Origin of the sequence: Albidovulum sp., assembly GCF_041919395.1 — a bacterium.
Lineage (GTDB): Bacteria > Pseudomonadota > Alphaproteobacteria > Rhodobacterales > Rhodobacteraceae > Albidovulum.
On the sequence record NZ_JAYRTX010000034.1, the window covers coordinates 1 to 22,178 of the forward strand.

Annotated in this window: 22 protein-coding genes, 1 tRNA gene and 1 other RNA gene; 10 read left to right on the forward strand and 14 right to left on the reverse strand. The window is 69.1% G+C overall.

The genetic code is table 11. The features are described 5' to 3' along the window. From ACMUOO_RS07735 to ACMUOO_RS07745, 3 genes are all read right to left on the reverse strand, one after another. Window positions 1-560: transglutaminase family protein (locus tag ACMUOO_RS07735; protein ID WP_413854986.1), on the reverse strand; the 560-nt coding region annotated here is incomplete at its 3' end. Then, complete coding sequence (locus ACMUOO_RS07740; RefSeq protein WP_301917499.1) at window positions 557-1,510, reverse strand: alpha-E domain-containing protein; 954 nt, start codon at window positions 1,508-1,510, stop codon at window positions 557-559. The genes ACMUOO_RS07740 and ACMUOO_RS07735, both read right to left, overlap by 4 nt. A gap of 4 nt (window positions 1,511-1,514) precedes the next feature. After that, the gene (locus ACMUOO_RS07745) at window positions 1,515-2,930 is read right to left on the reverse strand and encodes a circularly permuted type 2 ATP-grasp protein (RefSeq protein WP_301917500.1); all 1,416 of its coding nucleotides are present in this window, start codon (window positions 2,928-2,930) and stop codon (window positions 1,515-1,517) included. Between the two features lie 162 nt (window positions 2,931-3,092). Between ACMUOO_RS07745 and ACMUOO_RS07750 the strand changes: the two genes are divergently transcribed. The 5 genes from ACMUOO_RS07750 to ACMUOO_RS07770 all read left to right on the forward strand — a co-directional run bounded on the left by ACMUOO_RS07750 (window position 3,093) and on the right by ACMUOO_RS07770 (window position 11,184). After that, the gene (locus tag ACMUOO_RS07750) at window positions 3,093-4,127 is read left to right on the forward strand and encodes a ligase-associated DNA damage response exonuclease (protein ID WP_301917501.1); all 1,035 of its coding nucleotides are present in this window, start codon (window positions 3,093-3,095) and stop codon (window positions 4,125-4,127) included. Beyond that, window positions 4,124-5,716 carry an ATP-dependent DNA ligase gene (locus ACMUOO_RS07755; protein ID WP_301917502.1) on the forward strand — a complete coding sequence of 531 codons (1,593 nt, stop codon included), beginning with the start codon at window positions 4,124-4,126 and terminating at the stop codon, window positions 5,714-5,716. The genes ACMUOO_RS07750 and ACMUOO_RS07755 overlap by 4 nt, the downstream gene beginning before the upstream one ends. Before the next feature lie 112 nt (window positions 5,717-5,828). Next, window positions 5,829-7,655, forward strand: coding sequence for a M3 family oligoendopeptidase (locus ACMUOO_RS07760; protein WP_301917503.1), 1,827 nt, complete (start codon window positions 5,829-5,831; stop codon window positions 7,653-7,655). Between the two features lie 321 nt (window positions 7,656-7,976). Beyond that, on the forward strand, window positions 7,977-9,995 hold the full coding sequence (locus ACMUOO_RS07765; RefSeq protein WP_413854987.1) for a Hint domain-containing protein: 2,019 nt from the start codon (window positions 7,977-7,979) through the stop codon (window positions 9,993-9,995). 13 nt (window positions 9,996-10,008) lie between these two features. Further along, entirely contained in the window at window positions 10,009-11,184 is a 1,176-nt protein-coding gene (locus ACMUOO_RS07770; RefSeq protein ID WP_301919443.1) for a dipeptidase, read from the forward strand. 3 nt (window positions 11,185-11,187) lie between these two features. Here ACMUOO_RS07770 and ACMUOO_RS07775 read toward each other — a convergent pair whose 3' ends face one another. Together ACMUOO_RS07775 and ACMUOO_RS07780 are read right to left on the reverse strand one after the other, a co-directional pair. Next, a complete protein-coding gene (locus tag ACMUOO_RS07775; protein WP_301919444.1) occupies window positions 11,188-11,634 on the reverse strand; it encodes a host attachment protein in 447 nt (148 codons plus the stop codon). A 66-nt stretch (window positions 11,635-11,700) separates the two neighbouring features. Continuing rightward, a complete protein-coding gene (locus tag ACMUOO_RS07780; RefSeq protein ID WP_301919445.1) occupies window positions 11,701-12,741 on the reverse strand; it encodes a Gfo/Idh/MocA family oxidoreductase in 1,041 nt (346 codons plus the stop codon). A 131-nt stretch (window positions 12,742-12,872) separates the two neighbouring features. Here ACMUOO_RS07780 and ACMUOO_RS07785 point away from each other — a divergent pair, with 131 nt between their 5' ends. After that, window positions 12,873-13,832, forward strand: a complete 960-nt coding sequence (locus ACMUOO_RS07785) for an alpha/beta fold hydrolase (protein WP_301919446.1) — start codon at window positions 12,873-12,875, stop codon at window positions 13,830-13,832. 3 nt (window positions 13,833-13,835) lie between these two features. Here the strand turns inward: ACMUOO_RS07785 and rpoH are convergent, their stop codons facing one another. From rpoH to ACMUOO_RS07800, 3 genes are all read right to left on the reverse strand, one after another. Then, the gene (gene rpoH, locus ACMUOO_RS07790) at window positions 13,836-14,732 is read right to left on the reverse strand and encodes an RNA polymerase sigma factor RpoH (protein ID WP_301919447.1); all 897 of its coding nucleotides are present in this window, start codon (window positions 14,730-14,732) and stop codon (window positions 13,836-13,838) included. A gap of 173 nt (window positions 14,733-14,905) precedes the next feature. Continuing rightward, window positions 14,906-16,336 (reverse strand): cardiolipin synthase, encoded by a 1,431-nt coding sequence (cls, locus tag ACMUOO_RS07795; protein WP_301919448.1) that lies wholly within the window; start codon window positions 16,334-16,336, stop codon window positions 14,906-14,908. Between the two features lie 27 nt (window positions 16,337-16,363). Continuing rightward, window positions 16,364-17,398, reverse strand: a complete 1,035-nt coding sequence (locus tag ACMUOO_RS07800) for an RluA family pseudouridine synthase (RefSeq protein WP_301919449.1) — start codon at window positions 17,396-17,398, stop codon at window positions 16,364-16,366. Between ACMUOO_RS07800 and ACMUOO_RS07805 the strand changes: the two genes are divergently transcribed. Continuing rightward, window positions 17,385-17,714 carry a DUF6476 family protein gene (locus ACMUOO_RS07805; RefSeq protein WP_301919450.1) on the forward strand — a complete coding sequence of 110 codons (330 nt, stop codon included), beginning with the start codon at window positions 17,385-17,387 and terminating at the stop codon, window positions 17,712-17,714. The two genes, ACMUOO_RS07800 and ACMUOO_RS07805, sit on opposite strands and share 14 nt — an antisense overlap. 4 nt (window positions 17,715-17,718) lie before the next feature. Then, window positions 17,719-18,807, forward strand: coding sequence for an NnrS family protein (locus ACMUOO_RS07810; RefSeq protein ID WP_413854988.1), 1,089 nt, complete (start codon window positions 17,719-17,721; stop codon window positions 18,805-18,807). An 11-nt stretch (window positions 18,808-18,818) separates the two neighbouring features. Here the strand turns inward: ACMUOO_RS07810 and ACMUOO_RS07815 are convergent. Beyond that, window positions 18,819-18,895: transfer RNA gene (locus ACMUOO_RS07815), tRNA-His, on the reverse strand. 354 nt (window positions 18,896-19,249) lie between these two features. Here ACMUOO_RS07815 and ACMUOO_RS07820 point away from each other — a divergent pair. After that, window positions 19,250-19,495, forward strand: coding sequence for a DUF6324 family protein (locus ACMUOO_RS07820; protein ID WP_301919452.1), 246 nt, complete (start codon window positions 19,250-19,252; stop codon window positions 19,493-19,495). Here ACMUOO_RS07820 and ACMUOO_RS07825 read toward each other — a convergent pair. Both ACMUOO_RS07825 and ACMUOO_RS07830 read right to left on the reverse strand, forming a co-directional pair. Next, window positions 19,470-19,943: an MmcB family DNA repair protein gene (locus ACMUOO_RS07825; protein WP_301919453.1), complete on the reverse strand. Its 474-nt coding sequence runs from the start codon at window positions 19,941-19,943 to the stop codon at window positions 19,470-19,472. The two genes, ACMUOO_RS07820 and ACMUOO_RS07825, sit on opposite strands and share 26 nt — an antisense overlap. Window positions 19,944-19,989: 46 nt before the next feature. Beyond that, complete coding sequence (locus ACMUOO_RS07830) at window positions 19,990-20,388, reverse strand: hypothetical protein (RefSeq protein WP_301919454.1); 399 nt, start codon at window positions 20,386-20,388, stop codon at window positions 19,990-19,992. A 155-nt stretch (window positions 20,389-20,543) separates the two neighbouring features. Between ACMUOO_RS07830 and ssrS the strand changes: the two genes are divergently transcribed. Next, a non-coding RNA gene (gene ssrS, locus ACMUOO_RS07835) (6S RNA) lies at window positions 20,544-20,701 on the forward strand. Between the two features lie 31 nt (window positions 20,702-20,732). Here the strand turns inward: ssrS and ACMUOO_RS07840 are convergent. From ACMUOO_RS07840 to ACMUOO_RS07850, 3 genes are all read right to left on the reverse strand, one after another. Beyond that, window positions 20,733-21,056, reverse strand: a complete 324-nt coding sequence (locus tag ACMUOO_RS07840; RefSeq protein WP_301919455.1) for a hypothetical protein — start codon at window positions 21,054-21,056, stop codon at window positions 20,733-20,735. A gap of 91 nt (window positions 21,057-21,147) precedes the next feature. Next, window positions 21,148-21,627, reverse strand: a complete 480-nt coding sequence (gene nusB / locus ACMUOO_RS07845; RefSeq protein WP_301919456.1) for a transcription antitermination factor NusB — start codon at window positions 21,625-21,627, stop codon at window positions 21,148-21,150. Beyond that, on the reverse strand, window positions 21,624-22,175 hold the full coding sequence (locus ACMUOO_RS07850) for a 6,7-dimethyl-8-ribityllumazine synthase (protein WP_301919457.1): 552 nt from the start codon (window positions 22,173-22,175) through the stop codon (window positions 21,624-21,626). Before ACMUOO_RS07850 ends, nusB begins: the two co-directional genes overlap by 4 nt. Between the last annotated feature and the right edge of the window lie 3 nt (window positions 22,176-22,178).

Sequence of the window (22,178 nt, forward strand, 5' to 3'; positions counted from 1 at the left end):
TAGCGCGCCGGCATCCCAAGTGTACGCGCGGCGGCGATGAGCGCGTGGGCGTGATCCTGGCAGACGCCTTCGCCGAGCGCCATTGCTTCGGCCGCGGTCGTATGCGCCTCTGTGGCGCCGGGACGGTAGGCGATGGCCTCGGCGACGAGCCGCGACAGCGCATGCGCCCGGGCAAGCGGTTCGGCCGTCTCTGCCGCCGCGGTCTCCGCAAGCCCGGTCAGTGCGGCGTCGGCGCGGGTGGCCGGCGTCTCGCGGAGGTAGACGGCCGGGTTCACCGCCTCGCGGTGGCCGGTCAAGAGCCCGGCGAGGTCCGACGTGTCGACCGTACCGGTGACGCTGACGGTCACTTGGTCGGCCGGGCCGCGCACCGACCAGCTTTCGATCCAGTCTCCGGCCCCGTCGCGGAAGCCCGCGCCCTTCTGGCCGCCCTCGACGGCGACGGTCCAGTCGATCACCCGTTGCCCGTCGAAGACCGAAGGCGTCAGGCGCAGGCTCTGCACCGCCACGCGGATCGGCGCGTCGTAGCTGTAGGTCGTGCGGTGCGCGACGGTGAGGATCATCGCATCTCTCCGCTGAGGTAGCTGTCGTGCACGATCGCGGACAGCGCGGCGGTCCGGCGGATGAAGCGGCTGAGGAATTCGTGCAGACCCTCGGCGAAGACCGCCTCGATGGTGAGCCGCGCAAGTTCGTCGCGAAGCGCGTCGGCCGCGTCCTGCGCCGCCGTGAGCCGGCCATAGGCCACCGCGAGGTTGTCGAGATGCACCGCCGCGCCGACCACGGACGTGGTGAGGGAGCGCGGGCACTGGCGGTTGAGGACGAGGAAGTCGGCGACCTTCGCGGCGGTTATGTCGCCGCCATAGGCCCAGTGGAAGGCGCGATGGGCCGAGAGCGCCCTTAGGAGCGTCGTCCACTGGTAGCTGTCGAGCCCGGTGCCGACATAGTCCGCGCGCGGCAGAAGCACGTAATACTTCACGTCGAGAAGCCGCGCGGTGTTGTCCGCCCGTTCCAGCCGGTAGCCGAGGCCGAGGAAATCGTAGCCGTCGTTCCTCAGAAGCGTCGTGTCGATGGCGCCGCGCACCTGGGCGGCGTGGCGCATGGTCCATTCGGTCAGCTCGCCCAGTTCCACCCCGCCGCGCGGGCGCCGCTCGATACGGCGGAGTTCCTGGAAGGCGGTGTTGAGCGCGTCCCAGACCTGCGAGGTAAGCGCGGTGCGGACGATCCGGCCGTTTTCGCGTGCCCGTTCCAGGCAGGAGGCGATGGAGGAAGGATTGTCGCGGTCGAAGAAGAGATAGCTTTCGATGTTGCGCTGCACCGGGTCGCCATACTTGGCCGCAAAGCCTTCTGCCGTGCCGGAGGCGTGGAGGAGCGATTCCCATTCGTTGCGGTAGCCGTGCCCCGCCGAAGGCAGGAGCGCGATCCGCGCCCCGACCTCCAGGAGCCGCGCCATCGTCTCGGCCCGCTCCATGTAGCGGCCGATCCAGAACAGGTTCTCCGCGGTCCGGCTCAGCATTCCGTCACTCCGCCAGCACCCAGGTATCCTTCACGCCGCCGCCCTGCGAGGAATTGACGACGAGCGAGCCTTCGGTCAACGCCACCCGCGTCAGCCCGCCGGGCACGAGTTCGATCGTCTCGCCGACGAGGCAGTAGGGCCGCAGGTCGACATGCCGGGGCGCGATCCCCTCGGCCACGAAGGACGGGCAGGTCGAGAGCGCGAGCGTGGGCTGGGCGATGTAGTTCGCGGGATCGGCGAGGATCTTCTGGCGGAAGACCTCGATCTGCCCGGCGGTCGATTTCGGACCGACGAGCATCCCGTAGCCGCCCGAACCATGCACCTCCTTCACGACGAGGTCGGAAAGATGCGTGAGGACGTGCTTAAGGTCCTCAGGCTTTGCGCATTGCCAGGTCGGCACGTTCTGCAGGATCGGTTCCTCGCCGAGGTAGAAGCGCACCATCTCGGGCACATAGGTATAGACCGCCTTGTCGTCGGAAACGCCCGCGCCCGGGGCGGACGCGATGGTAACGCCGCCCGACCGGTAGACATCCATCAGCCCCGGCACGCCCAGCATGGAGTCTGGCCGGAAGCAGAGAGGGTCGAGGAAGGCGTCATCGATCCGGCGGTAGATCACGTCGACCCGCTTCGGCCCCTCGGTCGTGCGCATCCAGCACAGGCCGCCCTCGACGAAGAGGTCGGGTCCCTCCACCAGTTCCACGCCCATCAGGTCGGCGAGGAACGAATGCTCGTAATAGGCGGAGTTGTAGTGGCCGGGGGTCAGGATGACCACAGTGGGCTCTCGGTCGCAGCGCGCGGGCGCGACCGATGCCAGCGTGCGGCGCAGAAGCTCCGAGTAGGCCTCCACCGGCTCGATCCGGTTCTCGCGAAAGAGTGCGGGAAACATCCGCATCATGATCTCGCGCGTCTCCAGCATGTAGCTGACGCCCGAAGGTGTGCGGCAGTTGTCCTCCAGCACGAAGAAATCCTCGGGTCCGGTGCGGACGATGTCGATGCCGACGATGTGGGAAAACACGCCCTTCGGTGGCACGAAGCCCGCCATCGCCTTTTCGTAGGCCTCGTTGCCGTAAACGAGATGGGCGGGGATGCGACCCGCGCGCAATATCTCGCCGCGCCCGTAGACATCGACCAGAAAGGCGTTGAGCGCCCGCGCCCGTTGCTTGATGCCGCGTTCGAGCCGGCGCCATTCGCCTTGCGTGAAGACGCGGGGGAACATGTCGAAGGGGATGAGCCGGTCGGGATCGCCACCCTCGCCATAGACCGCGAAGGTGATGCCGATGCGGCGGAAGAGTGCCTCTGCCTCCGCCTGCTTCATTTGCCGCAGCTCGGCGGGCATGGCGCGGGTCCAGTCCTCGAGACGGGCATAGGGCGCACGGACGGCCGAGCCGTCGAACATCTCGTTGAAGTACGCCGGCCCCATCCAATGCCCCTTCGCTCCCCGTGCTCAAAGCTTAGTCACCGATTCCCGCCATGGGAAGCCGGACACCGGGTTCGGACGGAACCGGACGCGGGACCTGCCTGTTTTTTCGGCGCCGCGCAGATTGCGGTGGTCGCGCGCGGCGGGAGGGCTAGAGTCGGCACCATGACGCGCGGGCCCGTATTGAGCTTCACCGACCGCGGCCTCTACTGCGCCGCCGGCGACTTCTTCATCGACCCCTGGCGCCCGGTGGCGCGGGCGCTGATCACCCATGCGCATTCCGACCATGCGAGGGCGGGACATGGCGCCTATCTCTGCACGCCCGCGACCGCGCCGATCCTGCAACTGCGGCTCGGGGACCTGCGGGTGGAAACCTTGCCCTATGGCCGGACACTCGCCATCGGCGGCGCCAGCGTCAGCTTCCACCCGGCCGGCCACGTCCCCGGCTCGGCGCAGATCCGCGTCGAAGTCGGGGGCGAGGCCTGGGTCGTCTCGGGCGACTACAAGACCGAGGCCGACGGCCTCTCCGACCCGTTCGAGCCGGTCCGCTGCCACACCTTCGTCAGCGAATGCACCTTCGGCCTGCCGGTCTTCCGCTGGGCGCCGCAGGCGGCGGTCATGCGCGATATCAACGCCTGGTGGCGGGCCAATGCGGCGGCGGGCCGTGCCTCGGTCCTGGGGGCCTACGCGCTCGGCAAGGCGCAACGCATCCTGGCGCGTCTCGACCCCGACATCGGCCCGATCCTGACCCACGGCGCGGTCGAGAACGTGAACGAAGCGCTGCGGTCCGCCGGGGTGGCGCTGCCCGCAACGCTGCGCGTGACGCCGGAGACTGGCCCCGCCCCCCATCCCGGCGCCTTCGTGCTCGCCCCGCCAGCGGCCCTCGGCACGCCCTGGGCGCAGCGCTTCGGCCCGGCGGCAGAGGCCTTCGCCTCGGGCTGGATGCGGCTTCGGGGTGTGCGGCGGCGGCGCGGGCTTGCCACGGGGTTCATCCTCTCCGACCACGCAGACTGGGACGGGCTCAACGCCGCCATCGCCGCAACGGGGGCGCAAAGGGTGTTCGTCACCCATGGCTATACCGCCGCGTTCCGCCGCTGGCTGGAGGAGGCGGGCTACGAGGCCGGCATCGTGGCGACGGAGTTCCAGGGCGAGGACGCGGACGCGACGGCGGCGGAGACGCCTGCCGAGGTCACGGAATGAAGCGCTTCGCCGCCCTTTTCGCCGCGCTCGACGGCACCACGGCGACGAATGCGAAGGTCGCAGCACTCGCCGCCTACTTCCGCACCGCGCCCGAGGCGGACCGGCTCTGGACCATCGCACTCCTCTCCGGGCGGCGGCCGCGGCGGAGCGTGACGGCAACCGAACTCAGGGAATGGGCGGCCGAGGCGGCGGGCCTTCCCCCGTGGCTCTTCGAGGAATGCTATCCGGTCGTCGGCGACCTTGCCGAAACGATCGCCCTGGTCCTGCCCGAACCCACAGGCGCGAACGACCGGACGCTGGCGGACTGGATCGGGTTCATCCGCGCCCGGTCAGGGCGGCCGGCGGCGGAGCGCAAGGCCGCGATCCTCGACGCCTGGGCGGGTCTGCCGCGCGAGGAACGGTTCCTCTTCAACAAGCTCATTACCGGCGGCTTCCGCGTGGGGGTCAGCCAGAAGCTCATGACCCGCGCACTGGCGCAGGCGACCGGGATCGACGAGGCGGAACTTGCCCACCGGCTGATGGGGGCCTGGACGCCCGAAACGGTAAGTTACCACACGCTCCTGCAGGCCAACGAAGGGGCGGGCGAACTGACCCGCCCCTATCCCTTCTTCCTCGCCCATCCGCTTGAAGACGGGCCGGAAGGCCTGGGCGATCCTGCCGAATGGTTCGCCGAATGGAAATGGGACGGCATCCGCGGCCAGCTCGTCTTCCGCGGCGGCGAGCTTGCGCTCTGGTCGCGCGGCGAGGAACTCGTCACTGACCGTTTCCCCGAATTCGCCCGGACGCGGGACTGGCTTACGGAGGGCACCGTGATCGACGGCGAGGTGATGGCCTGGGGCGGCGACCTCCCCCTGCCCTTCGCCGAGCTGCAAAAGCGGATCGGGCGCAAGACCGTGCCACGGAAGCTCCTGGCGGAGGCGCCGGCGATGCTTGTGGCCTACGACCTTCTCGAAGCGGAAGGCCGGGATCTGCGGGCGGAGCCCTTCGCGGCCCGTCGCGCGCGACTTCAGGCGATGACCGCGATCCTGCCGGCGGAGGCGCCGATCCGGCTTTCGCCCGAAGTCCCCTTCGCCGACTGGACGGCACTTTCGACGGCCCGCGCCGGGGCCAGGGCCGCCCGCGCCGAAGGGCTGATGCTGAAGCGCCGCGCCTCGGCCTACGGGGTCGGGCGCAAACGCGGCGACTGGTGGAAGTGGAAGGTCGATCCGATGACGGTCGATGCGGTCATGGTCTATGCCCAGGCCGGCCACGGGCGGCGCGCGACGCTTTACACCGACTTCACCTTCGCGGTGAGCGACGGGAATGACTTCGTGCCCTTCGCCAAGGCCTACTCCGGCCTTACCGACGCCGAGTTCGCCGAGATCACGCGCTGGGTTCGCGCAAATACACTCGAACGCTTCGGGCCGGTCAGGCGGGTGCCGCCGGAACTGGTGTTCGAAATCGCCTTCGAAGGCATCCGGCCCTCGCCTCGCCACAGGTCGGGGATCGCGCTCAGGTTCCCGCGCATCCTGCGCTGGCGGCGCGACAAGCCGGTGGCGGAAATCGACACGCTCGACAGCCTCAGGGCGCTCATGGCGGCGCAGTGCTGACGCCCGCACGCCTGCGGCGCGCGCAATAGCGCCCCCCCGTGAACGCGGGGACGGGTTGCCAACCCGCCGGCAGGATGCCTAAGTCGGGGCCAGCCACGACACGAGGTCCGCCATGACGATCCGCCTGCCCCGCCCCGTCTTCGACGCCGACGCTTCCGCGGGGGGTCTCGGCAAGCTGCCGGACTGGAACCTGGGCGACCTCTATGCCGCGCCCGACGCACCTGAGGTGGCGCGTGACATGGCCGAACTGGTAACGGCCTGCGCCGCCTTCGCGGCCGACTACGAGGGCAAGCTCGCCACGCTCGATGCCTCGGGAATGCTCGACTGCATACGCCGTCACGAACGGATCGAGGCGCTGGCGGGCCGGGTCATGTCCTATGCCGGCCTGCGCTACTACCAGAACACGGTCGACGCGATGCGTGCGAAGTTCCTGTCGGACTGCCAGGACAAGGTGACGGAGTACACCACGCCGCTGGTTTTTTTCTCCTTGGAGTTCAACCGGATCGAAGACGACGCTTACACGGCGCTCTTCTCCGCGAACGATGCGATCGCCCGCTACAAGCCGGTTTTCGACCGGATGCGGGCGATGAAGCCCTACCAGCTTTCGGACGAGCTGGAGCGGTTCCTTCACGACCAGTCCACGGTGGGCGCCTCGGCCTGGAACAAGCTCTTCGACGAGACGATGGCCGGGCTGTCGATCACCGTCGCGGGCGAGGCGGAGCCGATGAGCCTGGAGGCGGTGCTCAATCTTCTCTCGGAACCCGAGAGACCCCGGCGGGAAGCGGCGGCGCGGGCGCTTGCGGAGGTCTTCGGCAATAATATCAAGCTTTTCTCGCGCGTTCATAACACACTGGCGAAGGAGAAGGAGATCGAGGATCGGTGGCGCAAGATGCCCACGCCGCAAACCGCGCGTCACCTCTCGAACGATGTCGAGCCCGAGGTGGTCGCGGCGCTCAGGAACGCCGTCGTCGCCGCCTACCCGAAACTCAGCCACCGCTACTACCGGCTGAAGGCGAAGTGGATGGGCCTCGGCAAGCTGCAGGTCTGGGACCGGAACGCGCCGCTGCCGATGGAGGAAAAGAAAACCGTGGGCTGGGAGGATGCGCGCGAGACGGTGCTTGCGGCCTATGCGAGCTTCGCCCCGGAAATGGCCGATCTTGCCAAGCCTTTCTTCGAGAAGGGCTGGATCGATGCCGGCGTGAAGCCGGGCAAGGCGCCGGGCGCCTTCGCCCATCCGACGGTGACGGAGGTCCATCCCTACGTGATGCTCAACTACCTCGGCAAGCCGCGCGACGTGATGACCCTCGCCCACGAACTCGGCCACGGCGTCCACCAGGTCCTGGCCGCGCCGCAGGGCGAGATGCTCAGCCAGACGCCGCTCACGCTCGCCGAGACCGCCAGCGTCTTCGGCGAGATGCTGACCTTCCGCAAGCTCCTCGCACAGGCCGCGACGCCCGCGGAACGCAAGATCCTGCTCGCGGGCAAGGTCGAGGACATGATCAACACCGTGGTGCGCCAGATCGCCTTCTACGATTTCGAATGCAAGCTGCATGCCGCCCGGCGGGCGGGCGAGCTCACGCCTGAGGACATCGGGACGCTCTGGATGAGCGTGCAGGGCGAGAGCCTGGGCGATGCGTTCGAGTTCATGGAAGGATACGAGAGCTTCTGGGCCTACATCCCGCATTTTGTCCATTCGCCCTTCTACGTCTATGCCTATGCCTTCGGCGACGGGCTCGTGAACGCTCTCTATGCCCTTTACGAGGAGGGTCTGCCGGGGTTCGAGGATAAGTACTTCGAGATGCTGAAGGCGGGCGGTTCGAAGCACCACAGGGAGCTTCTGGCACCCTTCGGCCTCGACGCCTCCGACCCGGCCTTCTGGGACAAGGGGCTGTCGATGATCGCGTCCATGATCGACGAACTGGAAGCGATGGAGGCCTGACCTGATCGGCGGTGCTGTGCCGTTCCGGGCACGGTCGACGGGCCTTTTTCGGTTTTGCTGCACGAAATAGCGCAAATTCGCCGCAGGCTTTGCTACTTTGTGCCGATTTCCGGCGCTAAGGAGCCGATCTCGGACATGTGCCGGCCGAGGATGAGTGAGGGCCCGTGATACGGGCGATGCGAGTGCGAGGATGAGCCCCTTCCCTTCAGCCGCGACACGCCGTGCAGGCGTCGTGCGCGCCCGTCGCATCAGGCGGGCGGCGTCCTGTCGTGCCAGACCGGATAGGCGCCCCGTACGTGACCTGCGGGAGCAAAACGGATAATGGCCAACATCACCGGCACCAATGCCAACAACACGCTGAACGGCACGAACAACGCCGACACCATCAACGGGCTAAGCGGCAGCGACACGATCAACGCCCGCGGCGGCAACGACAATGTCGTCGCCGGCCCCGCGACGCAGGTCAATTCGCCCCAGTTCCTGAACTGGTCGGCGGCGGGCAGCGATGAATCCTCCATTGCCGGCGGCTTTACGCAGAACACCGGCGGGGTCAACGTCACTGTCAGCTATACCGATGACGGCGGCGGCACCGGCTTCACGGTGGAATCGTCGGATACGCAGTACCGGGCGACGGGCGAGCCGTTCAGCACCACCTCGGCTGCAAGTCTTGCGGGCACCGGCCTCGGACCGACATCGACCGTGGGCGTCAGCTTCGCCGGTGTCGCCGGGGGTGGGTTCCAGAACGAGGTGACCAACGTCAGCTTCCGCATCAACGACATCGATGCGAGCGGCTGGCAGGATATCGTCACGATCAACGCCTACGATGCTGCCGGCAACCTCGTGCCGGTGACGATCACGCCCGCCGGCAACGACACGGTTTCCGGCAACACGATCACCGCCGGCCCGACGAGCGACACGACCTCCTCGGCAGCGGGTTCGGCGCTGATCACCATCGCCGGTCCGGTCGCCCGTTTCGAGATCATCTATGAGAACGGCGGCACTTCCGGCCAGCTTCTCAACATCACCAACGTCCACTTCGAAGCCCAGCCGCTCGACAATGACACGGTTTTCGGCGGCAACGGCAACGACACCATCGACGGCGGCGACGGAAACGACTCGCTTCTCGGCGGCGCGGGCAGCGACTCGATCCTCGGAGGGCTTGGCGCCGACTATGTCGACGGCGGCACCGAAGCCGACTTCATCGACGGCGGCGACGGAAACGATTCCCTCTTCGGCGGCACCGGCGCCTTCAACGACACGATCCAGGGCGGTGCCGGCAACGACACGATCGACGGCGGCGACGGAAACGACTCGCTTCTCGGCGGCGCCGGCAGCGACTCGATCCTCGGAGGGCTTGGCGCCGACTATGTCGACGGCGGCACCGAGGCCGACTTCATCGACGGCGGCGACGGCAACGACTCCCTCTTCGGCGGTGCCGGAACCTTCAACGACACGATCATCGGCGGCGCCGGCAACGACACAATCGACGGCGGTGCGGGCGCCGACACGCTGACGGGCGGGGCCAACGACGACCGGTTCATCGGCATTACCGCAGGCGATGTCGTGGATGGCTCGGAGGATGCCGGCAACACGGACACCGACGTGCTCGACCTTTTCGGCTCGGGCTGGACCAAGGCCAACACCAACATCATCTTCAGCGATCCCAGCCACGAGAACGGCACGGTCCAGTTCCTCGACGTGAACGGCACTGTCATCGGCACGATGACCTTCTCGAACATCGAGACGATCGTGCCCTGCTTCACGCCAGGAACGCTGATCGACACCGACCGCGGGTCGCTGCCGGTGGAGGCGCTGCGGCCGGGCGACCGGGTGCTGACCATGGACCATGGCTACCAGCCGGTCCGCTGGACCGGGCACCGCAACGTGACGGCGGAGGAACTGCTCCGCGCGCCGCAGCTTCGGCCGATCCTGATCAGCCGCGACACCTTCGGGCCCGGCCTGCCGGAGCGCGACCTCAGGGTCTCACCGCAGCACCGGCTGCTCCTTTCCGGTGCCCGGGCCGAACTCGTCTCGGGCGAGACCGAGGTGCTGGCGCCGGCCGTCCACCTCCTCGGCCTGCCGGGCGTGGTTCAGGATGCGGCAGCGGCAGGGGTGCGCTACATCCACATTCTCTTCGACCAGCACGAAATCGTTCGGTCGGACGGGCTCTGGACGGAAAGCTTCCAGCCCGCGCGGGCGATGCTCTCGGGCATGGACGGGGCCGCGCTCACCGAGCTTCTCACGCTCTTTCCGAGGCTGGGCGGGGCCGATCACGAGGACTATCCTTGCGCAAGATCGACGATCAAACGGCACGAGGCGCGACTGATCCTCGCCTCCTGACGCGGGGACTCCGATGTGGCTTGTCTGGCGTATCGTGCTCTTCCTCGCGGTTCTGGCCGCCACGGGCGTCTTTCTCTTCGGGCCGGGAATCGTCGAAGGGCGGATGAACCCGGTCGCCGCGCATGACGCCTGGCCGGTCACGCCTGCGGCAGAAGCGATGCACGCACGCCTGGTCATCGGCGACTTGCACGCGGATTCGCTCCTCTGGGACCGCGACCTGACCCGGCGTGCGGCGCGCGGGCAGGTCGATCTGCCCCGGCTCATCGCGGGAAATGTCGCGCTGCAGGTCTTCTCCACCGTGACGAAAAGCCCGTCCGGCCTGAATTTCGAGAAGAACGCGGCCACGGCGCCGGATGACATCACCCGGCTCTTCATCGGCCAGTTGCGACCGTTCCGGAGTTGGCTCGACCTGACCGAACGGGCGCTGGAACAGGCGCGGCAGCTTGCCCTCGCAGAGGAGAAGGTGCCGGAGATGCTCAAGATCGTCCGCAGCCGCGCCGACCTCGACGCCGTTCTTGCGCGACGGGAGGCAGGCGAGCACGTGGTGGGCGGCCTTCTCGGCGCAGAGGGGGGCCACGCGCTTGGCGGCGATCTGGCCAATCTAGACCGGCTTTACGCGGCTGGCTTCCGGCTCATCGGACTCACCCATTTCTTCGACAACGAGCTTGGCGCCTCGCTTCACGGCGAGGCGGGCGCAGGCGGCGGGCTCACCGACTTCGGCCGCGCCGCGGTGGCGAAGATGGTGGAAAAGGGCATGATCATCGACCTTGCCCATGCCGCCCCCGAGGTCGTGCGCGAGGTTCTCGATACCGTGCGCGTGCCGGTGGTGATCAGCCACACCGGCATCCGGAGCCAGTGCGAGACGGTCAGGAACGTGCCCGACGACCTCCTCCGCCGTGTGGCAGAGGGCGGCGGCCTCGTCGGCATCGCCTTCTGGGAGGAGGTGACCTGCAATGCGACGCCCGCAGGCATCGCCGCAGCGATCCACGCCGCGATCGGCGTGGTGGGCGAGGATCACGTGGCGCTCGGCTCGGATTTCGACGGGGCGATCCCGACAACCTTCGATGCTTCGGAACTGGCGGCGCTGACCCAGGCACTGATCGACCGGGGCCTGGAGGAGCCGGTGATCGCCAAGGTCATGGGTGGCAACATGGTGCGCTTCCTGCAGGCCGCGCTGCCGCCCGGCTGACGGTCAGACCTTGATCAGCCCCTCGAAGTGCCTGGGCAGGTCGATCACGGGGATATTCATGAGGTCCTTCGCCAGGTCACCCGCCAAAGCCGCCGCAGCGGGCCCGGCGATGAGCTTGCGCAACACGCCGAGCATCTTCGGCGCGGCGGCGACGACCAGCCGGTCGGCTTTCGCCTGCCCCCACTCCTGAGCGAGGGCCTCGGCCACGTGACGGGCAAACCGCTCCCGGCGCTGCACTTCCAGCGTCTCGTGCGGATCGACCCCCTGGCGCGGCGCGCCGGCGGGGCCGGTCTGGCGGACGGGCCGGTCCTGGTATTCGATCTGCAGATCGGGGAACTGAGCGGTCGAGAGCCCCGCAAGTTCCTTCAGCCCGGTGCCCGGGCCCTCGTTGATCAAAAAGCGCGCCTCGGCGTCATCGGCCATCAGGACAAGCGTGCGGTCGGGCTTCATCGCAGGTCTCCCTTCGTCGTGCCGGATCAGTCTGGCGCAACTGGCCCCGGTTGTCGCTGACTTGCGTCAAGTTTGCGCAAGCGCCTTGTCGGCGGCGAAGACCCGGTCGATCATCGCCTGGGTGCCCTTCGCGTCTTCCAGCGTCCAGGGATAGGCCGCGCCCTCGCGGAGCGTCCGGCCGAAGGCCTCAACCTGATTACGGTATTGCCGGGCGCCCGGGAAGCGCTCGGCATGGTCCGGCTTGCCGGGGCGGAACATATGGAGCTGCGCCTCGCCGAAGAGCCCGGCGTTGAAGGGCGCGCTGAGGCGCAGGACGCCGGCTTCGCCCTGGAACACCACCTCCTGCCGCGGCGGCAGGCGCATCGAGGTCATGGCGTGGTAGCTGAACCGGCTCCCCGGCCCCTCCCCCGGCCCCTCCCCCGGCCCCTCCCCGGGCCCCTTCCGCGGCCGTTCCATGTCGGCCAGGACCTGGGCGAAGACATCGACGCCATTCTCGCGGGTGATGCGCGCGCGAAGGGCGACAGGCTCCGCGCCCGTGACCCAGCGCACCGAGCCGTAGGCGTAGACGCCGATATCGGGAATGGAACCGCCACCGGTTTCGGGGCGGTTGCGGATATTGGCCGGATCGGCGCGGTTGTCGTAACTGAAATGCGCGTCGGCGTGGAGCAGGCGGCCGATGGCGCCTTCGGCCACGAGCGCCTTCGCCCGCTGCCACTGCGGGTGGTGGACGATCATGTAGGCCTCGGTCACGAGAAGCCCGGAGGCATCACGCGCGGCGATGAGCGCGTCGACCTCGCCCGCCGCCATGGCGATGGGCTTCTCGGTCAGGACATGCTTGCCGGCGGCGATGGCCTTCAGCGTCCATTCGACATGAAGCGTGTTCGGCAGCGGGATATAGACCGCCTCCACCTCCGGGTCCGCCAGGAGCGCCTCGTAGCTGCCATGCACCTTGAGGTCGGGGCAGAAGGCGCGAAACCCCTCGGCCTTGTCGGCGTGCGTTGTGGCGAGCGCATGCAGCCGCGCGCCCTCGGCCTCGTGGATCGCGCGGGCCATGTGCTGGCGGGCGAAGTTGGCCGCGCCGAGAACTCCCCAGTTGACCGGTTTCATCGCGATCTCCCCCACTGCCCGCCGGTTCATGGGTAGCCGCGTGGCGGCGCGGGAGCAATGGGCGGCGGCTTGATCCCGATCATGGCGTGGCGCGGGCGGTCCATGCATGGGGCGGAAGAGGAGGGCACGGAATGAACCGGCGCAGCATCATCGGTCTGGGCCTCGCTGCCGCCACGGCAACGATGGCGGCGGTGCCGGTGCCACTGGCCTTCCACGTCGCGCTGGCCGAGGCACGGGCGCGCACCGCCGCCCCGGCGGCGCTGGCGGCCACCCGATTCGGCCCCGTCCAGTGGGCGGAGGCAGGCGACGGCCCGCCGGTCCTCATGCTTCACGGCACGGGCGGCGGTTTCGACCAGGGGCTTCACTTCTGCCGGAGGCTCGCGGCAGCCGGATGGCGGGTTATCGCGCCCTCGCGCTTCGGCTATCTCGGCACGGCCATGCCCGCCGCCGCCTCGCCCGCCGTCGAGGCCGACGCCATGGCGGACTTGCTCGACACTCTCGGAATCGGGCGGCTTCCCGTCATGGGCGGATCGGCCGGGGCGATTCCGGCGATCGAGTTCGCGATCCGCCATCCCGACCGCTGCGCCGCGCTGGTGGCAATCGTGCCGGCGGCCCACGCGCCGGGCCGGCCGCCGATGCGACCGGGCGCGCTCGGCGCTGCGGTCATGCGCCATGCGCTCCGGTCGGATTTCCTCTTCTGGGCGGGAATGGAACTGGCCGAGGACACGATGATCCGCACGCTTCTCGCCACCGATCCCGCGCTGGTCCACGCCGCCTCCTCCGAAGAGCAGGCGCGCGCCCGCGAAATCCTCCACGCGATCCTGCCGGTGAGCGCGCGGGCCGAGGGGCTTCTCTATGACGCGCGCCGGGCCGGCGATCCGCCAGAACAGGCGCTTGACCGGATCGCCGCGCCGACGCTCGCCCTGGCCTGCGAGGACGATCTCTTCCTCACCCACGACGCGGCGCGCCACATCGCCCGGACGGTGCGGCACGCCGAACTGGTCAGCTTCCCGACTGGCGGGCACATCTGGATCGGCCACGACGCTGAGGTCTTCGCCGCGATCGACGCCTTCCTGCGGCGGCGCGCCTGAGGCTCAGGCGGGGACGAGCATCCCCTTGTCCTTGGCGAGCTTGCGCATCTCGTTCTGCAGCTTCTCGAAGGCGCGGACCTCGATCTGGCGGATGCGCTCGCGGCTGACGCCGTACTGCTCCGACAGGTCTTCGAGCGTCACCGGGTCGTCGCGGAGCCGGCGCTGCATGAGAACGTCCTTCTCGCGGTCATTCAGGACCGCCATTGCCTTTTCCAGAAGCTCGCGCCGCACCCCGAGCTCGTCCTTCTCGGCGAAGTCCGTCGCCTGGTCTGCGTCCTCGTCCTCCAGCCAGTCCTGCCACTGCGCGGCACCCTCGCCGTCCGACCCGATCGTGGCGTTCAGCGAGGCGTCGGCACCGGCGAGGCGGCGGTTCATGTCGATGACCTCGTCCACGCTCACGTTGAGGTCGTGAGCGATCTTCGCGACATGCTCGGGCGTGAGGTCGCCCTCCTCCAGCGCGCCGATGCGGCTCTTCGCCTTCCTGAGGTTGAAGAAGAGCTTTTTCTGCGCCGAGGTGGTGCCAAGCTTCACAAGGCTCCAGGATCTGAGGATGTATTCCTGGATCGAGGCGCGGATCCACCACATCGCGTAGGTCGCAAGGCGGAAGCCCCTCTCGGGATCAAAGCGTTTCACCGCCTGCATCAGCCCGACGTTTGCCTCCGAGATGACCTCGGCCTGCGGCAGACCATAGCCGCGGTAGCCCATGGCGATCTTGGCGGCGAGACGCAGGTGCGAGGTGACGAGGCGGTGGGCGGCGGCGCTGTCCTGGTGATCCACCCAGGCCTTCGCCAGCATGTATTCCTCTTCCGGCTCCAGAAGCGGGAACTTGCGGATTTCCTGGAGGTAGCGGTTCAGCCCCTGTTCGGGGCTCGGCGCGGGAAGATTGGCATAGCTCGTCATTCCTGACCCTTTCTGTCGGCCGGGGACCCGTTATCTACGCGCCCCGACGCCTTCGCACAAGGGCGAAGGCCTGCACGTCGCATTCTAACGACGAATGGAGATACGTCCGTCGCGGTTCCGCGGATGTTTCATGCCCTCACGTCCTTGTCAGAAGACGCGACCGTCACCCGACATCAGAGCAGCGGGCCCATCGTCGCGAAGAGGTTGTTGGTCGCCCTTACGGCCAAGGACCAGCTCTGTCCGTGGTTGCGGTCGAGGATAGCGGCCTTGTCGAGCCAGGCGAGTTGGCGGGAACGGACAGCCCCGGTCGTCTCCTCGCAGACGAAGATCAGGCCGTTCTCGTAGTTCAGCTCGAAGCTGCGACGGTCCATGTTGGCCGAGCCCACACAGGTGGCGATGCCGTCCACCGTCAGCGTCTTGGCATGCAGAAGCCCCGGGCCGAACTCGGCCAGCCGGACGCCCGCGCGGAGCAGGTCCGCGTAATAGCTGCGGCTGGCGCGGGCGACGAAGACGCTGTCGTTCCGCGCGGGCAGGATCATCGTCACCTTCACGCCCCGTTGCGCGGCCGAGCAGATCGCCCGGTGGAGCGTGTCGTCGGGCACGTAGTAGGGCGTGGTGATGATCGCCTCCTCCTCCGCCGCCGCCAGGAGAAGCGCGAAGAGGTCGGACACGGCGCGGTTGTCGATGGTCGGGCCGGTGCCGACGGCGACCGCAGGGAACCCGCCGGAAAGCGGCGGCACGCCCGCGTCGAGCAGCCCGGCGATGTCCTCCTCGCTATGGGTCATCCAGTCGATCGCGAAGAGATGCTGGAACTGGCGTACCACCGGCCCCTCGACCCTGAGCATGATGTCGATCCAGGGGGCGTATTTCCGCTTGGGCAGGAAGGCCGCGTCGGCGCAGTTCTGGCTGCCGCAGTAGCCCACGCGTCCGTCGATCACGACGATCTTGCGGTGGTTCCTGAGATCGATGCGGGCGAAGAAGATATGCGCCGGCAGCCAGCGCATCTTGAAGGTGATCGCGGTCCGCACGCCGGCCGCGGCAAGACCCTTCCAGCGGTCCGACCGGGCGAGCGCCCGCGAGCCGACGCCGTCGATCAGCAGCCGGCAGACGACCCCGCGGGCGGCCGCGCGCTCCACCGCCTCGATGACGCGTGTGCCGCTTGCGTCCTCGAGCCAGATGTAGAACAGCAGGTGGACGTGGTTCCGTGCGGCGTCGATGTCGGCGACAAGCGCGTCGATGGCCGCCGCCTCGTCGGCCGGAATCGTTGCCCGGTTGCCGCCCACCGGCACGAAGCCGTTGACGGAGGCGGCGCGGCGGAAGACAGGGCGAAGGGTCACGGGCACGGCCGGCGCGGACTCCCCCGGAACGGCGAGGCGTGGCGCCCCGAGCCGGGCCGTGACGTCCGTCATCCGGCGACGGGTGCGCGCGCCGATGTTCACCTCGCCGAAGAGGAAGTAGAGCACAACGCCCAGGATCGGCAGGCCCGCGATCAGGAGGAGCCACGCCGCCCGTGCCGCAGGCTGACGATCGCGCCGGGTCAGCGCACGGAGCGCGGTCATGAGCTGAAGCGCGAGATGGAGGAGGACGCCGAAGCTGAGGGTCACCGGGAAGCCTTTGCGCAAGACCGGGGATCAGGACCTGAGGCGTGCCAGGAGCCCCGCGAAATCTTCCGGCAGATCGGCGGTGAAGCGCAAGTCCTCTCCGCTCACCGGATGGACGAAGCCGAGCGTCGCCGCGTGGAGCGCCTGGCGCGGGAAGGCGGCCACGGCCGCCGCCGCCTCCGGTCCCAGGGCGGTGGCAGAGGGCTTGCGCCGTCCGCCATAGGTCGGATCACCGACAAGCCCGTGGCCCGAGTGGGCCATGTGGACGCGGATCTGGTGCGTCCGCCCGGTCTCGAGCCAGCAGTCGACGAGAGCCAGCGCCGGCGGCGCCCCGAAGGTCTCCACCACGCGCGCGCGCGTCACCGCGTGGCGACCGCCGTGGAAAAGCACGGCCTGGCGCTGGCGGTCGGTCTTGTGGCGGGCAAGCTGGGTGGTGATCTTCAGGATGCCCCCCGGCTCGAAGCTCACCCCCTTCACACCGCCAAGGCGCGGGTCGCTCCGGTCCGGCACGCCATGGACGAGGGCGAGGTAGTGCCTTTCCACGGTATGTTTCTCGAACTGGCGCGCAAGGCCATGGTGCGCGCGGTCGCTCTTGGCAACCACCAGGACGCCCGAGGTATCCTTGTCGATCCGGTGGACGATGCCCGGCCGCTTCTCGCCTCCCACGCCGGAAAGCGTGTCACCGCAGTGATGCAGGAGCGCGTTGACGAGCGTGCCGTCGCGCGAGCCCGGCGCGGGGTGGACGACCATGCCGGCAGGCTTGTCGACGACGATGAGGTCGGCGTCCTCCCACAGGATCTTCAGCGGGATCGCCTCGGCCTTCGTCGCCACCTCCTCGGCCGGGCCGAGGGCGATGGCATAGGTCTCGCCCTCCGCGACCTTCGCCTTGGGGTCGGCGACGGGCACGCCGGCCTTCGTCACCGCACCCTCGGCCAGAAGCCGGGCGAGGCGCGAGCGCGACAGCGACGCTTCCGCTGGCACATCGCGGGCGAGCGCCTTATCAAGGCGGTCGGGCGGGTTGGACCCGATCTCGACCGAAAGGATGCGGCCCTTGGCCTCCGACATCGACGACGCTCCGCACGGAAACGGCGCCGCTCCGCCGCCGGAACTGCGCTTCCTGAAACTCCTCGTCACCGCCCTTGCCGGGACGATGATTGCCGGACTGATAACGATCATCGTGCTCCTTGTCATCCGCCTGCCGTCGGTCACCGCGGTCCGCCCCAACCTGCCCGAACATGTCGTGCTTCCCGATGGGCTCACCGCCGAGGCGGTGACCTTCGGCCGCGGCTGGATCGCCGTCGTCACCGACACCGAGGAGATCCTCATTCTCGACGCCGAAACGGGTGCGCTGCGGCAGCGCGTGGCGATCGGCGGGACGTGACCCGGTGAGCCCGGACGGCACCCCGGCACGCGCCGCGCTTTGGCGACACCCGGCGGGCGTGTTCTTCGCCCTCGCCGCGGCCCTCGCGACGGCGCTGCCCTGGGTCTGGCTCCTGCCGCTCGACGATCCGCGGCTGGCGCATGTCCGCCTCGGCATCTTCGGCTTCGGCGGCGCGGCGGTCGCGGGTTACGTGCTGACCGCCCAGCGGGCCTGGACGGGCCGCGATGCGCCGCTCCCCGCCTGGCTCCTCGGCACCCTGGCGCTCGCGGCGCGGATCGCCGCGCTGCGCTGGCCGGAGGCGGCGCTTGCCCCCGCCCTGCCGCTGGTGCCCGTCGCCGGTTCCGTGCTCTGGCCCGTGGTCATGGCGCGACGGTGGGCACGCCTGCCGCTCGCCGCGGCGCCGATCGCCCTTGTCCTCGCCGAGGTGGCGCTGATCCGCGACCACATACCGGCCGGCGCGCTGCCGCTCGCCATGGCGGCCCTTATCCTTGCCGTCGGGGGGCGCGCGGTGCCAGCCTTCCTTGCCTCCGAACCCGGCCGGGTGCCGGGCACGACGGCGACCGGTCCACTGTGGCCCGGTCTCTGCCTCGCCGGGGCCGCGATGGTTCCGGCAGCGGTACCCTCGGCCATCGCGCTCGCGCTCGCGGCGCTCTGGGTCCTGACGCGCGTCCGGGGCCTCTGGCAGGCGGGCGCGGCGAACCTGATGCTGGCCCTCGCCTACGCGGCCCTTGCCCCAGCTCTCGCCGGCCTCGCCCTCGGCCGCTTGGGCGCGCTGCCGCCGGCGGCGGCGGAACATCTCGTCACGATGGCGGCCATGGGGTCGATGGTCCTCGCCTTTGCCGCCCGCGCGACCATGGGACGGACGGACGGCGGACCGCTGCGGCCGCACCCGCTCCACCGGATGGCCTTCGCGGCGCTCTTCGCGGCGGCCCTCGTGCGGACAGCGGCAGAGGCGGCCGGCGACCCGGCACCCTGGATCGCGCTCTCCGGCGCCCTCTGGTCGGGCGCCTGGCTCGCCTTCCTTGGCGTGCATCTCCCCGCGCTGGCCAGACCGGCGCCGTTCCCGGTCCTGAGCGCGTCGCGCAAGGCGTGAGTTCCGGGGGATGGTACCGCCTCCCCGGCTCGAACGGGGGACCCCCAGATCCACAATCTGGTGCTCTAACCAACTGAGCTAAGGCGGCACTCGGGGGGCATTTAGCGCCGCGCCCCCCCAAATGCAAGGGCGAGAATCCTCCTTCCGGCCGCCGTCTGAGGACGCGCTCCTACCTCCGGTCGACCGCGGGCGCGCGCCGGGCCGAGGGGGGAAGAGCCGGACCCCGGTCAGGATCGGCCGGGCTGGCCACGTCCGCGCGTCTGGGCGCAGTTGAGGGCCCGCGTCGCGTCGATCGCGCCCCCCCTTCCCCAGGGATCGCGAGCCTGGCCAGAGGGGCTCGCTGGCGGCCTCGATCGCTCGCTTGTGTCAATCAAGCATCATGCCGGCTTGTCCCCAGCACCGGTCCGCGCTAGCCCGGTCCGGAAGGAACGGGAGGCGAGCCATGGGCATAGACAAGGAAAGCGACATCGCGGCCAACCTGCAGATCGGTCCCACCTCGCTCGGTATGGTGCGGATCTATGTGGAGGCGGAGGGCGTCGAACTCCCGCTCGATTTCGAGCCGGAAGAGGCCGAGGAGATCGCCGAGGAGCTCATCGCGGCGGCCGAAGCCGCGCGCGCCATGGGCGGCGCCGGCGGCAAGGCAGGCAAAGCCACGGGCGGCGCTAAAGGAAAACCCCGGAAAGGCTGATGGCGGGATCGCGCGCGGCCTGCAGTCTCAGCGCGGCATGGCGGGCGAACTTGTGCAGCATGACCTTGCGCCGCGCCCCTGCGAGCGGTGTCTCGGGCGACATGCGGACGATCTCGGCATCATAGCCGTCGGCGAGGATGAGCCCGGTGTCAGGCGGCAGCAGATCGACCGGGAATTCGGCATCTACGGCCCAGAAGAAGCGGTCCGACCATTCGAGGTAGTTCCGCCACTTGCGGTCCGAGGTGAAGTCGGCGCGGCCCGACTTGCACTCGACGATCCAGACCTCCCCCTTCGGGCCGAGCGCCATCACGTCGACGCGGAGGCCCGGTGCCGGCACCAGTTCCTCGACCGTGGCGAAGCCGTGGTGGAGGAGGTGCCGGCAGACGCCGCGGGCCAGAAGCTGGCCGGGCATCAGCGAGAGCTCGGACGACGGGGCGGAAACGGGCATGGGCGGACTATGAACATTGTGTGAACATTTGTCCAGCCCATGCCGGTCAGCAGGGCAGCGCGCGGGCGCCGCGCACCGGTCCGAACGCCGTGAGCGCAAGGTTGACAAGGAACGTGAGCATCGCCGCCGCCGTCAGGAGCGAGCCGACGATGGCCATTCCCGGGTTGCCGCCCGTCACGGAAAGCGCGATGCCCGGCACCATCAGCCAGACCCCGAGCGTCGCCAAGCCGAAATGCAGCCGCGCGAGGAAGCGGTGGGCCGCCGAAGGCGTGACGTGGTAGAAGACGCCCATCAGCGACATAGTGACGAAGCCGAGAAGGTTGAGGTGCGCGTGGGCCGGGGCGAGCGTGAAGTCGTGCGCCGTGCCCATCCAGATGCCGAGCGCCATGCCGCCCATGCCGTAAATTGCGCCCGAGGCGAAGAAGAGGAGGCCAATGCCTTTCATGATGATGACTTTCCGAAAATGACGCCGGGTCGGACCCCGGCGGCGGGCAGGTAACACGACCGTTTGCGCACAAACAGTCAGGGAATCCTGACCATGCGCGTTCGGTCCGCTCCGCCCTTGCGGTCGCACCCCGCCGGTCCTAGATTGGTCAGTGGCGGGTTCTGCCCTTCGCGTGAGAGGCCCTTTTCCAGTGGCCGATAATCTCTTCCGAGGGAGCTGGCTCTGCCGGGACCGTGGTCCCGGTATCTGGCGCCCACCTGGTCAAGCCAGGCTCTCGGGAAAAACACGCTTCCACGGTTGCCGCGGTTCCCGCCGCCCCCTCAGCCCGACAGACCCGTGAGCGATCAGTCGCGGCGCTGCGCCCTGCGCGTGCCGACGGTGGCATGGGCGAGCGCGGGCACCGCCGGCCCGACCGGCATTCTCCTGCCGCGCCCGCCGTCGCCGCCCTTGTCCTCCATCCGCATGATCACGATGCCGAACTGGACGCCGGCGAAGACGATGCCGTTGAAGACGAAGAGCATCAGGCCCGCGACCCAGCCCATCGGCGAGGTGGAGACGAGGTGCCAGAGGTTCGCCACGTTGAGCCCCAGAAGCGCGCCGACGAAGACCGCTGAAAGCGCGAACCCGATGAGCACGTTGCGGATGTAGAGACGGACAAGATCGGGCATGGGCGGCTCCTCGGTTGGGCAAAGAATAGGGGCGCAGAGGAGCCGCCGCCAGTGTCGAAGCGTCGCAGCCGCGCGATCGGCGGCGCCTTGCTCAGAACGCCTCGGGCCGCGCCTCGCGCGCCATGTGGTCGAGCACGGCGTTGACGAACTTCGGCTCCCGCCCGTCGGGGAAGAAGGCGCGGGCGACATCGACGAATTCGGTGATGACGACCTTGGGCGGGGTGGCGGGATCGAGCAGCTCGGCCCCTGCCGCCCGGAAAAGCGCCCTGAGGACCGGGTCGATCCGGTCGATCGGCCATTTCGCCACCAGCGCGCGGTCGGTCATCTGGTCGATCTTCGCCTGCCAGTTGACCGCCTCGCCCACCAGCCGGCGGAAGAGATCGGGATCGCCCTCGGACATCTCGTCCTCGTCGTAGATCGCGCCGAAGCGGTGCGTCTCGAATTCGCGCGCGACCTTCTCGGCGGTCTGGCCCGCGGCCTCCATCTGGAAGAGCGCCTGCACGGCGTAGAGCCGGGCGGCCGAACGCATCCGGCGGTGTTCGGCCGCCGAGGGCTTGCGGTCTCCGGTCATGGCCTCTCCGTGCCTCCGGCGGCGCTGGCGATGCGGAACTCCTCGCCCGCGGGCTTGAAGCCGATCCCCTTCGTCTGGCGCGCCCATTTGCGGGAAAGTGCGACGAGGTGCAGCGCCGCCGCCGCCGCGCCACCCCCCTTGTCCTGGCCCGCGGGCTCGGCGCGCACGACGGCCTGGTCGCGGTTTTCGACCGTCAGGATGCCGTTGCCGATGCAGGCGCCGTTCAATCCCAGAAGCGTCAGGCCGCGCGAACTGTCGTTGCAGACCGTGTCGTAATGCGTCGTCTCGCCCCGGATGACGCAGCCGAGCGCCACGAAACCGTCGTAGTCGGCCATGCGGAAGGCCATGCCTATCGCCGGCGCGATTTCCAGCGCACCCGGCACCTCCACCAGATCGGCTGCGGCGCCGGCCCTCGCGGCCACGGCCCGCGCCCCGGCGACGAGATTGTCGGCGATGTCCCGGTAATAGGGCGCGACGACGATCAGCAGTTTCACCGGCTTGTCGAAGACCGGCAGCGGCAGCGTGTAATGGGCTTCGGATCCGGCCATGGG